The following is a 13,905-nucleotide window of genomic DNA, read 5'->3' as shown; positions in this document are numbered from 1 at the left end:
GGTCATGCCGCACCTGCCCGGGGCCGGCCGGCGCCGTTCATCGGGTCGTCACCGCCGCCGAGTTGCAGCGCAGCGCGCAGGAATTCGGCCACCGCCTGCAGGAACAGCAGGGCCAGCGCCCCCGGCAGGAAGAATTTCGTCCACCAGATCTCGGGGTTCCAGGACGAGAAGCTGGTCTCGCCCAGCTCCCAGGAATTGACCGCAAGCGGCCAGGAAAGCTCGATCAGCACCCAGCAGAAACCCATGATCACCAGCTGGCCGAAGGCATCGAAGGCAAGCTGCAACCGCCGGCCGACCGCCTTGTGGAGGATGTCGATGTTCACATGGCCGTGGATGTGCAGCAGCCAGGGCCCGGCGGTCAGGAAATAGGGACCGAAGACCAGGGTGGCGGATTCCATCGCCCAGTTGGTCGGCGCATCGAAGAAATAGCGCGAGACCACCTCGAACAGGATCACCGGCACGACCACGAACATGACGAGCGCGGCCAGCCGGGCGAGAAAATGGTTGAAGGCGGTGACGGCCGTGCAATAGCCGCGGACCACCCCGACAAGGGCGGACATCAGGATCCTCCGCACCGGAACCGGACGAAGGCGGCGGGACAAAGGCCCCGCCGCCCGGCGATGTTGTGTTGTTGGGGCAGGTGGCGCCCGGCAGAAGCGCCACGGCGGTTGTCGCGGATGTCCGTTGCCGGCCTCACCCGTTTGTGCACAAACACCAATACCGTCATCCCGGCGAAGGCCGGGATCCAGGTAGGCTTCTACGGAAATGGACGGCGATCATCCCTGGTGATGGATCGTGTCAGGCGTTGTGATCCACGCCATCCGCGGGCGAACGCGAGGTGTTCGGCATCCTTTTTTGTGGAGACAGACCTGGATCCCGGCCTTCGCCGGGATGACGGTGTAAACGTCGTTCAGGAATTGTCCCCTGCGGATCCGGACATCGGCAGGACGAACGGAAGGAGGCGTCCGCCTCCCTCCTTCTCCCTCAACCCAGCAGGCCCAGTTCCTTCATGAACCCGACCTGGCTGTCCAGGATGCGGGTGGCGAGCGCGTCGTCCTTGGTGGCGACGCGCCACTGGGCCTCGGCCTTGGCGCGGTTGGCGCGGATGTCGGCCGGGTCGAGTTCGACGATCTCCACACCCGCTTCGCGATACTTCGCCAGCGAGGCCACGTCCTGCACCACGATATGCTGGCGCAGCGCCGCCGAGGTCTCGCGGGCCGCCACCGCCAGCACCGCCTTGTATTCCGCCGGCAGGGCCTCGTAGGCGGCCTTGTTCGCCACATAGCTGGTGGCGGTGGTCGGCTGGTGGACGCCGGGCAGGATGACGAATTTGGCAACCTCCGCCAGGCCGGCCTGGAGGTTGGCGGTCAGGTCGCCGCGGTCGGCGATGTCGATCACGCCCTTTTCCAGCGCGGAATAGACCTCCCCCGTCGGCAGCGGCGTCACCGCCACGCCCATGGCGCCCATCACACTGGAGGCGAGACCGACGAAGCGGCCCTTCTTGCCCTGGAACTCGGCGATCGACGAGATCTTCACCTTCGAATGGATCGGCTCCTGGCCATAGACGGTGGGGGCGATATACATCAGCCCGGCCTTGCCATAGGCCTCGCGCGCCATGTCGAGACCGCCCTTCTCGTAGAACCAGGCTTCGTACTGGTCGCTCTCGGGGAAGCCGAAGGGCACGGTGGAGGTGAAGGCGAAGGCCGGGATCTTGCCGGCTTCGTAGCCGTCGAAGGTCTTCATCATCTGGAAGGCGCCGGCGCGGACCGCGTCGAAGGCCTGGTTGGCCGGCACCAGCTGGCCGGCGGTGAAGGTCTGGATCTCGAAGCCGCCGCCGGTGAGTTCCTTCACCCGGTCGGCGAAGAGCTGCTCGAACTTCATCGGCGTGGTGTTGGCATCCCACAGCGCCTGCATGCGCCATTTCACCGGCTGGCCGGCGGCACGGGCGACATGGGGTGCGGCGAAGGTGCCGGCACCGGCGGCCACCGCGGCACCGGCGGCGGCGATGCCGCCGGCGCGCTTCAGCAGGCCGCGGCGGGTGGTCTGATCATGGCTGGTCATCGGTTTTCTCCCCAGGATCGTCAGCCGGATGTGACTGGCTGTTTGTGATTGGCGCCGGGGATCAACCCCGGCGCAGCTCGTCGAGCAGTTCGCGGGCGCGGTCGACGCGCACGTCATGGGCGGCGGCCAGTTGCTTCGCCACCGCCTCGATCTCGGCCCCTTCGGCCCCGGCCAGGATGGCGATGTTGCGGGCGTGCAGCGCCATATGGCCGCGCTGAATGCCTTCGGTCGCAAGTGCGCGCAGGGCGGCCATGTTCTGGGCCAGGCCCACCGCCACCGTCACCTCGGCCAGTTCCTGCGCGGTTTCGACCTTCAGGATGCGCAGGGCGGCCTGGGCGAGCGGATGGGTTCTGGTGGCGCCGCCCACCAGGCCCAGCGCCATCGGCATTTCCAGCGTACCGACCAGATTGCCCTCGCGGTCGCGCTCCCAGGTGGTGAGCGAGGTATAGCGCCCGTCCTTCACCGCGAAGGCATGGGCGCCGGCCTCGATCGCCCGCCAGTCATTGCCGGTGGCGACCACGACCGGGTCGATGCCGTTCATGATGCCCTTGTTGTGGGTGGCGGCCCGATAGGGGTCGATCGCGGCGAATTCCGCCGCCTCGACGATACCGGTCACCATGTCCTCGCCCGAGACGGTTTTGGTGGCGAGTGCGGCGGGCGAGACCCGCACACTGGCGCGGGCCAGGCGCAGATCGGCCAGGTTCGACAGGATGCGCAGCCGCACCCGGCCGCCGGCCGCCTGTTCCACCAGCGGTGCCACCGCCTCGGCCATGGTGTTGACCGTGTTGGCGCCCATGGCGTCGCGGACATCGACCAGCAGGTGCATCACCACCATCGGCCCGACCCGGCTTTTCGGGAAGACATGGACCTCGATGTCGCGGCAGCCGCCGCCCAGGCTGACCAGCCTGGCGTCCTTGGCATTGGCGGCGGCGATGATCGCCTCGCGCGCCGCCAGGATGCGCAGCCGCGCGCCCCAGGGGTCGGTCACGTCCAGAAGCTGAACCTGCGCCCGCATGATCGGCAGGGTGCTGGAGGTTTCGAAGCCGATGCCGTTGCTGCGGGCGATGCGCGCCATATAGGACGCAGCCGCCACTACCGACGGCTCTTCGACCACCATCGGGATCAGATAGTCGCGGCCGTTGATGCGGAAATTGGTCGCCACACCCATCGGCAGCTGGAAGGTGCCGATCACATTCTCGATCATGCCGTTGGCGCGATCGACGGCGAGCGCCGCGGGGTCGGCCAGCAGGGCCTGGTCGGCTGCATCCAGCCCGGCCGCGCGGGCGAGTTCGGCCAGCCGCTCGGCCGGGGTGAGGTTGCGATAGTTCTCAAGGCGCGAATTGATCGCGCTGTCGCAGGCCTGCATGTTTCCTCCGTCTGTCCGGCATCCCGGCCTTCCCGGACCCCGGAAACATGGTTCCGGGGGCAGCGGGGAAGGATTGTGACTTTGGCAATGATTGTCCTATGATCCGGGGGACGGGCAAGGGACGGTCGGACGGTTCATCACCATGACTGTCCCAGTCAAGCTCATGGGACAGTTCGGCGGACGGCTTCAATATGGCAGACACACCCCCGCGTCAACCCAGCCGCATCGATCAGCTGGTCGAGCTGATCACCGGGCAGATCACCGGCGGCCTGCTGAAAACCGGCGAGCGCCTGGCCTCGGTCAGGGCGGCGGCGGGGGATCACGGGGTGTCGAAGAACACGATGGCCGAGGTCTATGACCGGCTGGTCGCGGCCGGGCTGCTGGAATCGCGGCCGGGATCGGGCTTCTATGTCACCGGCGGCAACCGCCGGCCGCTGCCGCGCCAGAACCCGGATGTCGAGGCGGCGGTGGATGTGGTCTCGCTGCTGCGCGAGCAGCTGGACCAGCATTACGAGGTCCGCCCCGGCGACGGCCGCCCGCCCCAGGCCTGGATGGAAGGCTCTGAAATCGGCCGCTTTTTCGGCCGGTTCAAATGGCCGAAGGGCGAGGCGATCGACCATGGCTATGGCAGTTCCTGGGGGTTTCTGCCGCTGCGCGAGCGGATCGCCATGCTGCTGGCGGAGCGGGGCATCAAGGCCGGGGTGGGGCAGGTGCTGCTCACCTACGGCGCCAATCATGCGCTCGACCTGATCATCCGCCATCATCTGGAGCCGGGCGACACGGTCTTCGTCGACGACCCCGGCTATTATCCGCTGTTCGGCAAACTGACGCTGGCCAAGGTGCGGATCATCGGCATCCGCCGCGGGCCCGAAGGGCCGGATCTGGCGGATCTGGCGGCGAAGCTGGCCCAGCACCGGCCGAAACTGTTCTTCACCCAGTCCCAGGGCCACAACCCGACCGGCCATGGCCTGACCATGGGCACGGCCTATGGCCTGTTGCAGGCGGCGGAACGCCATGGCTTCCAGCTGGTCGAGGACGATGCCTTCGCCGATGTGATGCCGGCCTCGGCGCCCCGGCTCGCCGCCCTCGATCAGCTGAACCGGGTGCTTTATGTCGGCACCTTCTCCAAGACCTTCTCGGCCAGCCTGCGCTCGGGCTATGTCGCGGCGGCGGCGCCGGTGGCGGCGGCGCTGCAGGGCATCAAGATGCTCACCGTGGTCGCCACTTCGGATTATGTCGAACGCTTCATCTACAATTTCATTTCCGACGGTCATTACGTCCGCCATCTGCGCCGGCTGCGCGCGCGGGTGGGCGAGGCGGCGAGCACGGCCGCCGGCGCCCTGTCTGAAATGGGGCTGGACGTGGCGACGCCGGCCCATGCCGGCTTTTATCTCTGGGTCGGCCTGCCGCCCGGCACGGACGAACTGGCGCTGGCCCGCGCCGCGGCGGAGCGCAGCATCTTCCTGGCCCCGGGCCAGGTCTTCGCTCCCGACCGCGCCCCCCGCGCCCCCGCCATCCGGGTGAACGTTGCCCATGCCGCGGATCCGCGGTTCCTGGCATTCATGCGCGAGGTGGCGGGGGGTGGCCGGGGCTAGTGCTTACAGGCTCTTGCGCACCGCCCTGATCTTTCCGCTGCGGCCGCCACCACAATAGAAAGTGCCGTTGCCGTCGCTCTCAAGCCCCGAGACGGCAAGCCCGGCCGGCATCGCGATCACGGCGATGACGCCGCCGGTCTCGGGGTCGATGCGGCGCAGATCGGCCGTCTGGCAGTCGCCGTCCCAGGTGCCGTGCCAGAGTTCGTCGCCGGCCCAGCTGACGCCGGTAACCATGCGGTCCGAGGTGATGTGGCGGAGCACCGCGCCGGTCTCAGGGTCGATCTGCAGGATCCGGCGGTCATCGAACTGGCCGACCCAGAGCGTGCCCTCGCCCCAGGCGAGGCCCGAGGCGCAGCCATTGCCCGGGCAGGGGATGGTGCCCAGCACCGCGCCGGTTTCAGGGTCGAGCCGGCGGATCACCGGCCCTGCGATCTGGTAGAGAAACCGCCCGTCGAAGGCGGTGCCGGCCTCTCCCGGTACCGGCAGCGTGCGCACCACCCGGCCATCCGACGGGTCGAGCACATTCACCGCCGGGCCGACGGCGAACCAGACATGGCTGCCGTCGAAACTGATCCCGTGCACGGTCTCGACCCCGGGCCAGGGGCCGTATTCGCGCAGGATTTCGGCCTCGGTGGTGGCAGGCGTGGCGGCGGCGGTGGGGGATGTGCGGGTCGTGGTCATGGGAACCTCCCTTGGGATCTGCGGTGGGATCATGTCCGAGCCTCAGCCTGGATCAGGGGAGGGTGGGGGTGAGAGTAACAATGCTGTCGGGAAGGCGATCTCCTCAGTTATAGCGCTGATCTGCCCAGACGAATTTCCGCTTCAGACCATTCAGATGTGTGTACGGTATGAGTCCGGCATGCTGGAGTTGCCCCACAACAATCCCCGGCGCTATATTTAAATCATCTGCAAAAGAGACGATTCTGTCCCGCGAGAACGCCTTCGTCCTGGTGAGACGAGCCCAATGCGATCTGGGAATGAGATGATTTTGCGCGAAGAGATTCGCTTCATCTTCTTCTTTGGTCGTTGTATTGCTGGCGTCGTCGATAAAGACGGCTTTCTTTCCGTGAAGAAGAACGTGAGCCGCTTCATGAAAGAAACTGAACCAGAAATGATCGTCGGTCCTGTGGCGCAAGCTGAGCTGGATCATGACCTTCTCCGGACCGAGCCATTTTGTAGCGCCGCTAAGGCGCGTGCCATCAAGTTCGGGCAGCCAGAGCACGACCACACCCGACCGGCTGCACAACTCCTTCAGGGGGGCGTGAAACTCTTCAGGCGTCAGACGGGTCAATGCCCTGATGTCGTTCAATGCCGTTTTGAACCTGTCCTTGTCGAAGGCGGGAACGTCCAGCGATTCCGCATGCTTCTCTCCCCAGCGGAGCCAGGCAGCGATCGCATAGGGGCTGCTTTGGAACGCTTGCGAGGCTCTGAACGCCACTCTCTGCTGTTCCTGGAGGTAAACATTCTCCCAGGCGTCAGTATTCGCCACGCCGAAAAAATCCAGAATATCTTCGACGATCGGCTTCCGGGCATCGCCGACGAGGCCGAATTTCTTCATTCTGGCGAGGGGAAAACGGTTTGCCCATGCAACGTTGGATGCCAGGCGGGCTCGCTCGTCCTGTTTTGCCAGATGAAGGCGGTACCGGGATTCGAGATTATTCCAGAGGGAGGCCCGAACGCCCAGCACCCGCTCGAACGCGATGGCCGTATCCGGCGATACCGGCGCGATACCGGCGATGATCTGACTGATCAGCTTGGTCGACTTGTTTGATCTGTCGGCGAGCTGACGCTTCTTCATGCCGCGCGCCTCAAGGATCTCCTCCAGAATCTCTCCCGGCGAGACGACATAATCTGGCTCGAATTCCGTGGCGGCGGTCGTCATCAGTGGTAATCCTCAACTCCCAGGATGGTGATCGCGGTGACCTTCGTCAGGTCTATGCCGCCATCCTGACATCTTGGTACAGGGGTGTGATCCGGCTTGAAGAGCAGGCGGTATGGATGTTCGACATCGACGGCAAACTGCTCGTCCAGATCGCCCTTCAGCTGATGCCGTCGTGTGGGCGGCGTGGTCGGGATGTCGGCCAGACACTCCGCTGCGGCAAGGACGGCGAGCCGGCGCGCAATCTTTCGCCCGCCACTGGCGCCATACTCACGGCTGAGCTGCCGTTCGTCGGACAGCAGCTTCTTCAGCTTTGTCGTCTTGAAGCCGATCAGCACATAAAACCTTTACGCAAGAGGTAAAGCTTTTTCCCTAAATATCAAGGCCGGACATTCCCGGCAAGTCCTTGATGAGAAAAGATGCGGCAACAATCGGCGGCGGCGTCAATGGCAACTTTCAGGGGCAAAATTGCGGTCCCGCCTATACCCCCGGCAGCAGCATGATCGTCGGGAAACCGCCGAGGGCCGGTGCCGTCCAGCGGCGGGCGCGGCCCCGGCCCGTGGGGCGGGCGTGGCCGTCGGCGGCGAGGCGTTCCATCAGGCGCTGCACGGTGCGCGGGCTGGTGCCGAGGGCGGTGGCGAGGGCCGCGGTCGACCAGGCCTCGCCATCGGCGAGCAGGGCCAGCATCCGCCCGCCCGGGGCTGCGACCGGCGGGTCGAGCAGGGCGACCGGGCCGGCGCGGGGCGTTTCCAGAACGAAGCCGGTCGCGGTGGCGCGGATCCGGGCGAGGGGGTGGAGCAGGCGGCGCAGCCGACCGATTTCCACCCGGAGCCGGGCGCGGTGGCTGTCGTCGGCGCTGCGGCCGCCGAAGCCTTCGCGGATCAGCACCGCACGCGGCACATCGGCCGGATGGGCCAGCGCCAGCTGCCGGGCAAGGGCGAAAAGCACCGGGCGGGTGGCGAGCGGGCGGGCGTCGGTGGCATCGCGGATGATCAGCCGGCAGGCATCGACGATCAGCGCCGTCTGCGCGGGCAGGGCTTCCACCTCGGCCAGCGTCACCAGCCGGCCGGTCCCGGTCCGGACCAGTCGGGCGGCGGGGGCGTCGAGCTGGCGGCGGGCGGTTGCCACCTCGGCCGTAAGGGCGGCGATCCCGCTTGCCTCCGCAGCCGCGGCGGCGGCATCGAGTTCGGCGGCCGCCTCTCTGGCCGCGATCCGGCGGGCGGCGATGCCGGCGCGGGTCAGGTGCAGCCCGGCGGCGAGTGCCGGGGTGATGCGGCCGGGATCGAGCCCGGCGATCAGGGCGTCGGCGGCGCCCGGCCGGCCGATCAGCAGCAGGCGCCGGGCCTCGATGATCCGGGCATGGGCGGCATTGGCATGGTCGCCTGCCGCTTCCAGTATCGCGCGGCTGCGATCCAGAAGCCCTTGGGGCCAGGCGATGTCGCGCAGCACCAGGGCGATTTCGGCATCCGCCAGGATGCAGCGCGCCCGGGCCGCGGGGTTGCTGCGGCCAAAGCCGCGGCCGGCGCGGGCGAGCAGGTCGCGTGCCCGGCCGAATTCGCCGAGCCTTGCCATGACGATGCCGCGCAGCGCCAGCGCCGGCGGGTCGTCGCGAAGGGCGACCCTGTTGAGCGCCCCCAGAAGATCGTCCGCCGCCAGGGCGCGGGCGGCGGCGGTGATCAGGGCATCCATGGCTCCCCGCCGTAATCGCTCTGGCGGACAGGATAGCACGAGTGCCAGAGGTTGCCGCCGTGCGGTTTTACTTCACGGAACAGGTGGCTGCGGCCGCCCGTCCGGCGCAGGGGCTGAACAGCCCTGTGGACGGACCGGCATCCGGTATCGTCCAGATCAGCAAGGACCTTCCAGAACCTTCCTGCCATGGTGGAAAGTCTTGATGAGGCAGGGGGCTTTGAAATGCGGACAGACATGGATGAAACCCGCTCGCCGGTAAGGAAAGCGCCGGTTTCTGCAAAATGATCCGCCACCGGACGGGGGAGGAACAGCCAGCAGATGCGGAGAGATCTGTCATCCTGTTCGTGGCATAAGCCGCACCGGCCGTACAGGACTGATTTAGCGGCCATCTCTTGTTGAAGGGCGATGCCCGGTCCCTGAAAGGCGCGCAGGCATGCGTCGCGGCCGCGCGGCCAGATTCCACAGATATGAAAACGAAATACGCATGGGCGAAAATCTGGACTTGATCCGGCCCATCCTCATACTGAAGGCCAAGAGGTTGACGGTTCCGCCGTGAGTAATTCACGCACGACCCGGTAAAGATCTCTTCAATGCAAAACGAGTGACGGGCGGTCCGGATGCCCCCATCCGGGACGAGGGTGCGGCTTTGTGCCTGTAACCCCCATGAACTCGTCAATAAAGACCGCCATAAGGCTGGGTCTTCAGGGAGGTTAACGACATGCGACGTCGCATTCTTGCGACTGCGGTCAGCATGACCGCGGCGATGGTTCTGACTGGCGCGGCGCTGGCGGCGGATCCCGTGCGGATCGGCGTGGCGGCCCCGTTCACGGGTGCGGCTGCGGGTTACGGGCGTGACGCCAGGATGGGTGCCGAGATGGCCGCGGCCGAGATCAATGCCGCCGGCGGCATTCTGGGCGGACGGCAGATCGAACTGGTCTATGAAGACGACAAGGGCACGCCGCAGGGCGGTGTCGCCGCGGTGCAGAAGCTGATGTCCGAGCACCGGGTGCAGGCGATCACCGGCGGTACCAACAGCTCCGTGGTCCTGGCCGAAACCTCGGTCACAAAGAACCGCATCCTGCAGGTGAATGCGGCCGCCCAGGCCGATGCGATCACCGAGCAGGGATCCAAATGGCTCTTCCAGATCAACAACACCGCTTCGGCGAATTCCGAGGCTTTCAACGGCTATATCACCGGCACGCTGAAGCCGAAGACGGTCGCCTATATGGGCGAGAATTCCGAGTTCAGCAAGGCGCTGCTGGCCGGCTTGCGCAAGTCGCTGGAGGCGGCCGGGATTCCGCTGGTCAATGTCGCGACCTATGACGCCAACATCACCGATTTCACCTCGATCATCAGCAAGGTGAAGGCATCGGCGCCGGAGCTGGTCTACGTCGCCGATGCCTATCCGGCGCGGTCTGCGCAGCTCTGGAAGCAGATCCGTCAGCAGGGCGGTTTCCCGGTCGAGACCCAGGCCCCGGGCGTGGTACAGGAGTCTATGCTGACCCCGGCCGAGGGGGCGATGAACGGCCTGATCACCGGCGACATCTTCATCGCCGAGGGCAATACCGGCGCGATGGCGTCCTTCGTCGAGGCCTTCCGGACATCGCATCAGGCCGAACCGAACAAGGTCCATCTGGTGACCTACGAGGCCGTGCAGGTGATCGCGCGCGCGATGGACAAGGCCGGCAGCGCCGATGACTACGATCTGATCGCGAAGACCCTTCGCACCAATCCCTGGCCGTCGCCGCGTGGTGACCTCACTTTCGACGATCGTGGCCGGGCCCGGGCACCGCAGTTCTACATCCACGAGGTGAAGGACGGCCGGTTGACGCTCCGCGAAACCATCGCGAACCGTTGAGGATCCGCGGCGGCATGCAGATGCAGCAGCAACTGCGTGCCGCGTCTCGCGACAGAGGACGGGACGGATGGATCTCCTTTTCCAGACGCTTCTGAACGGGTTGATGCTGGGGGCCGGCTATGCGCTGGTTGCCGTGGGTCTGACCCTGGTCTTCGGCACGCTGCATGTCGTGAACTTCGCCCATGGCGCCTTCTTCGCGCTGGGCGGGTACGGCGTGCTGCTGCTTCAGCAGATGGGCCTGCCCTATCTGGCCGCCCTGCCGCTGGCGGTGCTGCTGGTGGCGGCGGTGGGCTTTGCCTGCGAAATCGCAATCGTCCGTCGGGCGATCTATGACCGCGGCGAGCATGGCTCGATCATCGTGACCTTCGCCGCCGGCCAGGCGATCGTGGCCGCGATCATCCTGGTGGCCGGCCCCGATCCGATGCCGGTGGCCTCGCCGTTCGCACAGGCGACCACGACGGTCTTCGGCCTGTTCCTGTCGGGGCAGCGGCTGTTCATCGCCGTCGTGTCGCTGGTGGTGCTGATCGGCTTTGCGGCCTGGCTGAAGCGCAGCGTGCGGGGCCAGCAATTGCTCGCCGTCGCCCAGAACGCCCGCGGCGCGCTCTATTCCGGCATCGATGTGCCGACGATCCGTGCGCTCGCCTTCGTGCTCGGCGTCTCGGCGGCGGGCCTGTCGGGCGCGCTGCTCGCCTCGATCATCAGCGCCTTCCCGACCATGGGCGACGCCAACATGATCACCGCCTTCACGGTGGTGATCCTGGGCGGGCTGGGCAGCATTCCGGGTGCCCTGCTGGGGGCCATGGCCATCGGCCTCGGCAATGCCTTCTTCGAAACCTACGTCTCCGTGTCGTGGACGCCCGCCCTGGGCTGGGTGCTCGTGATCGTGGTTCTGCTCCTCTGGCCCCAGGGGCTGATGGGGCGCGCACAGCTGCACCGGCACTGACGGGAGAGAGGCACCGACATGACCGACACGTCTTCCACCTCGTCCGGCGGGCGGCCGGCTGCCGCTCCCGGCAGCGGCGCCCCGGCCGGCATCATGCTCACGCTCGGCGCGATCCTGCTGATCCTGATGATCGGCTTCGGGGTCCGGAGCACCTTCATCCTCAGCCTTGCCGGCTATACCTGCGCGTTCGCGCTCTTCGCGCTCAGCATCAATCTGATGCTGGGCGGCCTCGGCGAAGTGCCGCTCGGCCAGTGCATCTTCTTCGGTGTCGGGGCCTATGGCACGGCGATGCTGACCATCGAAGCGGGTGTGCCCTTCGTGGCGGCCGTGCCGGTGGCGATGGCCGCCTCCGCCGTGCTGGCGATCGGCATCGGCTGGCTGACGCTGCGCCTGACCGGGGCCTATTTCTCCATTGTCTCGTGGGGGCTCGCCGGGGTGATGATGGTGGCGGCGATGAATCTGGAAGTGACCGGCGGCCCGCTCGGCCTGTTCGGCTTCCCGAGCCTCACCGTCGGACCGGTCGATCTCACCGACCCGCAGAGCTATTTCTTCTTCACGGCCGTGATCCTGCTGCTGGTGCTGGCCTTTCTCGCCCGGGTGCGCAGTTCCCGCTTCGGTCATGCGATCGAAAGCATCCGCCAGAGCCGCCATCTGGCGCAGTCGGTGGGTGTCGACGTGTTCCGCGAGCGGCTGAAGATGCTGGTGCTGAGCGCGCCGGTCGCGGCACTGGCCGGCGCGCTCTGTCTGCCCTACACCCAGATCGTGACGCCCGAGGTCTTTTCGGTGGTGCTGACGGTCGATGCCCTGCTCGCCGTGCTGATCGGCGGTACCGGCCTGCTGTTCGGCCCGGTGATCGGCACCGCCATCTTCACCATCCTGCCGCAGTTCCTGAAGCTCGACCCCAACGTCAAGGTGCTGGTCTTCTCGCTGGCGATCATCCTGGTGATGATGCTGGCGCCAGGCGGATTGCACCAGATCGGCCGGGCAGTGATGGCGCGGCTGACGCGCGGGGAGGGCGGGCGATGACGGCTGGCACGAGCTTTGTCGACCGGCCCCTTGCGGTCCGCGCCCGGGGCATCGAAAAGCGCTATGGCGGCGTCGCGGCGCTGAAAGGGGTCGATGTGTCGATCCCGGAAGGGGCGATCTACGGGATCATCGGTCCCAACGGGGCCGGCAAGTCGACCCTGTTCGACATCCTCTGCGGCATCACCCGGCCCAGCGCCGGCACGGTCGAGGTGCTGGGTATGGACGTGGCGGCGATGCGCCATCACGAGGTCGCCCGCCGGGGCGTCGGCCGCACTTTCCAGCGCACGGCCGTATTCGGCCAGGCGACGGTGCGCGAGAACCTGCTCTACGGCCGCTATTCGGCCATGGGCCATTCGGTGATCGAACGGATCCTGCACGGCCGGCGCTGGCGCGACGAGATGGCCGCCTTCGAGGACAAGGCCGCAGGCGTGCTGGCGCTCTGCGGGCTCGACCGGATCGCCGGGCAGCCGGCCGCGTCCCTCGCCTACGGCATTCAGCGCCGTCTGGCCGTGGCGATCATGCTGATGACCGACCCCAGGATCATCTTCCTGGACGAGCCGGTCGCCGGCATGAACGACGTCGAGACCGCCGAATTCGTCGCCCTGGTGCGCAAGGTCGCGGTCGGCCGGACCATCGTGCTGGTCGAGCACGACATGGCCGCGATCGGCGAACTGTGCGAGGCGGCGCTGGTGGTGGTGGACGGCCGGCCGGTGGTGGCCGACACGCCCGCCGCGGTGTTCCGACATCCGGAGGTGATCTCCGCCTATCTGGGGGCCGAGGATGACTGACGCATTGCTGACCGTGGACGGGCTGTCGGCCGCCTATGGCCGGGTGACTGCGCTGCGCGAGGTGTCGCTCTCGGTACGCCCGGGCGAAATCGTCGCCATGCTGGGCGCCAATGGCGCCGGCAAGACCACCCTGCTCAACGCGATTTCGGGGGTGCTGCCACTGTCCGGCGGCTCGGTCACCTTCGACGGCCGGCGGATCGACGGGCTGAAGCCCTGGCAGACCGCGCGCCTTGGCCTTGCCCATGTGCCCGAAGGGCGCGAGATCTTTCCGGGCATGACGGTGGAGGCCAATCTCCGCGTCGTCGACGTGAATGGCGGCGGGCCCGAATTCGGCGTCGACCGGGTGCTGGAGCTGTTCCCGCGGCTGAAGGAGCGGTTCGGCCAGCTGGCCGGCGGGTTGAGCGGCGGCGAGCAGCAGATGCTGGCGATCGGCCGCGGGCTGATGGCCCGGCCGCGGCTGCTGCTGTTCGACGAGCCGTCGATGGGGCTGTCGCCGCTTCTGGCGCGCAGCGTCCTGGGCGCGATCGCCGAGCTGCGCCGGAGCGGCATTGCCTCGCTGCTGGTCGAACAGAACATGCGCGCGGCGCTGAAGGTTGCCGACCGCGCCTATGTTCTGCGCGTCGGCCGGGTCACCCGCGAGGGGCCGGCGGCGGCGCTCCGCGACGCCGACGACATCAAACAGGCCTATCTGGGCCTCTGA

At 67.1% G+C, this 13,905-nt stretch carries 13 protein-coding genes; 6 read left to right on the top strand and 7 right to left on the bottom strand.

Going from position 1 to position 13,905, the window contains the following annotated elements; translation table 11 throughout:
* Positions 1 to 2: 2 nt before the first annotated feature.
* From P7L68_RS05030 to P7L68_RS05020, 3 genes are all read right to left on the bottom strand, one after another.
* Positions 3 to 560: a TRAP transporter small permease subunit gene (locus tag P7L68_RS05030; RefSeq protein WP_371999554.1), complete on the bottom strand. Its 558-nt coding sequence runs from the start codon at positions 558 to 560 to the stop codon at positions 3 to 5.
* A 424-nt stretch (positions 561 to 984) separates the two neighbouring features.
* Positions 985 to 2,061 carry a TRAP transporter substrate-binding protein DctP gene (dctP, locus tag P7L68_RS05025; protein ID WP_371999552.1) on the bottom strand — a complete coding sequence of 359 codons (1,077 nt, stop codon included), beginning with the start codon at positions 2,059 to 2,061 and terminating at the stop codon, positions 985 to 987.
* A gap of 61 nt (positions 2,062 to 2,122) precedes the next feature.
* On the bottom strand, positions 2,123 to 3,427 hold the full coding sequence (locus P7L68_RS05020; protein ID WP_371999550.1) for a hydroxymethylglutaryl-CoA reductase, degradative: 1,305 nt from the start codon (positions 3,425 to 3,427) through the stop codon (positions 2,123 to 2,125).
* 191 nt (positions 3,428 to 3,618) lie between these two features.
* On the opposite strand from P7L68_RS05020, the gene P7L68_RS05015 reads away from it, so the two are divergent.
* Complete coding sequence (locus P7L68_RS05015; protein WP_371999548.1) at positions 3,619 to 5,022, top strand: PLP-dependent aminotransferase family protein; 1,404 nt, start codon at positions 3,619 to 3,621, stop codon at positions 5,020 to 5,022.
* A 3-nt stretch (positions 5,023 to 5,025) separates the two neighbouring features.
* Here the strand turns inward: P7L68_RS05015 and P7L68_RS05010 are convergent, their stop codons facing one another.
* From P7L68_RS05010 to P7L68_RS04995, 4 genes are all read right to left on the bottom strand, one after another.
* Positions 5,026 to 5,703, bottom strand: coding sequence for a glutamine cyclotransferase (locus P7L68_RS05010; RefSeq protein WP_371999546.1), 678 nt, complete (start codon positions 5,701 to 5,703; stop codon positions 5,026 to 5,028).
* Positions 5,704 to 5,806: 103 nt separating this feature from the next.
* Positions 5,807 to 6,904 carry a helix-turn-helix domain-containing protein gene (locus P7L68_RS05005; protein WP_371999544.1) on the bottom strand — a complete coding sequence of 366 codons (1,098 nt, stop codon included), beginning with the start codon at positions 6,902 to 6,904 and terminating at the stop codon, positions 5,807 to 5,809.
* Positions 6,904 to 7,239, bottom strand: coding sequence for a type II toxin-antitoxin system RelE/ParE family toxin (locus P7L68_RS05000; RefSeq protein ID WP_371999543.1), 336 nt, complete (start codon positions 7,237 to 7,239; stop codon positions 6,904 to 6,906). Before P7L68_RS05000 ends, P7L68_RS05005 begins: the two co-directional genes overlap by 1 nt.
* Positions 7,240 to 7,381: 142 nt before the next feature.
* Positions 7,382 to 8,590, bottom strand: a complete 1,209-nt coding sequence (locus P7L68_RS04995) for a helix-turn-helix domain-containing protein (RefSeq protein ID WP_371999541.1) — start codon at positions 8,588 to 8,590, stop codon at positions 7,382 to 7,384.
* A gap of 718 nt (positions 8,591 to 9,308) precedes the next feature.
* Here P7L68_RS04995 and P7L68_RS04990 point away from each other — a divergent pair.
* The 5 genes from P7L68_RS04990 (at position 9,309) to P7L68_RS04970 (ending at position 13,905) form a co-directional block, all read left to right on the top strand.
* Positions 9,309 to 10,448 carry an ABC transporter substrate-binding protein gene (locus P7L68_RS04990; protein WP_371999539.1) on the top strand — a complete coding sequence of 380 codons (1,140 nt, stop codon included), beginning with the start codon at positions 9,309 to 9,311 and terminating at the stop codon, positions 10,446 to 10,448.
* Between the two features lie 67 nt (positions 10,449 to 10,515).
* Positions 10,516 to 11,391 (top strand): branched-chain amino acid ABC transporter permease, encoded by an 876-nt coding sequence (locus P7L68_RS04985; protein WP_371999537.1) that lies wholly within the window; start codon positions 10,516 to 10,518, stop codon positions 11,389 to 11,391.
* An 18-nt stretch (positions 11,392 to 11,409) separates the two neighbouring features.
* On the top strand, positions 11,410 to 12,417 hold the full coding sequence (locus P7L68_RS04980; protein WP_371999535.1) for a branched-chain amino acid ABC transporter permease: 1,008 nt from the start codon (positions 11,410 to 11,412) through the stop codon (positions 12,415 to 12,417).
* Positions 12,414 to 13,205 carry an ABC transporter ATP-binding protein gene (locus P7L68_RS04975; protein WP_371999534.1) on the top strand — a complete coding sequence of 264 codons (792 nt, stop codon included), beginning with the start codon at positions 12,414 to 12,416 and terminating at the stop codon, positions 13,203 to 13,205. The genes P7L68_RS04980 and P7L68_RS04975 overlap by 4 nt, the downstream gene beginning before the upstream one ends.
* Entirely contained in the window at positions 13,198 to 13,905 is a 708-nt protein-coding gene (locus tag P7L68_RS04970; protein WP_371999532.1) for an ABC transporter ATP-binding protein, read from the top strand. Before P7L68_RS04975 ends, P7L68_RS04970 begins: the two co-directional genes overlap by 8 nt.

This window comes from Tistrella mobilis, assembly GCF_041468085.1.
Taxonomy (GTDB): domain Bacteria; phylum Pseudomonadota; class Alphaproteobacteria; order Tistrellales; family Tistrellaceae; genus Tistrella; species Tistrella mobilis_A.
The sequence above is the reverse complement of the archived record's forward strand: the minus strand, read 5'-3'. Positions and strand labels throughout refer to the sequence as shown.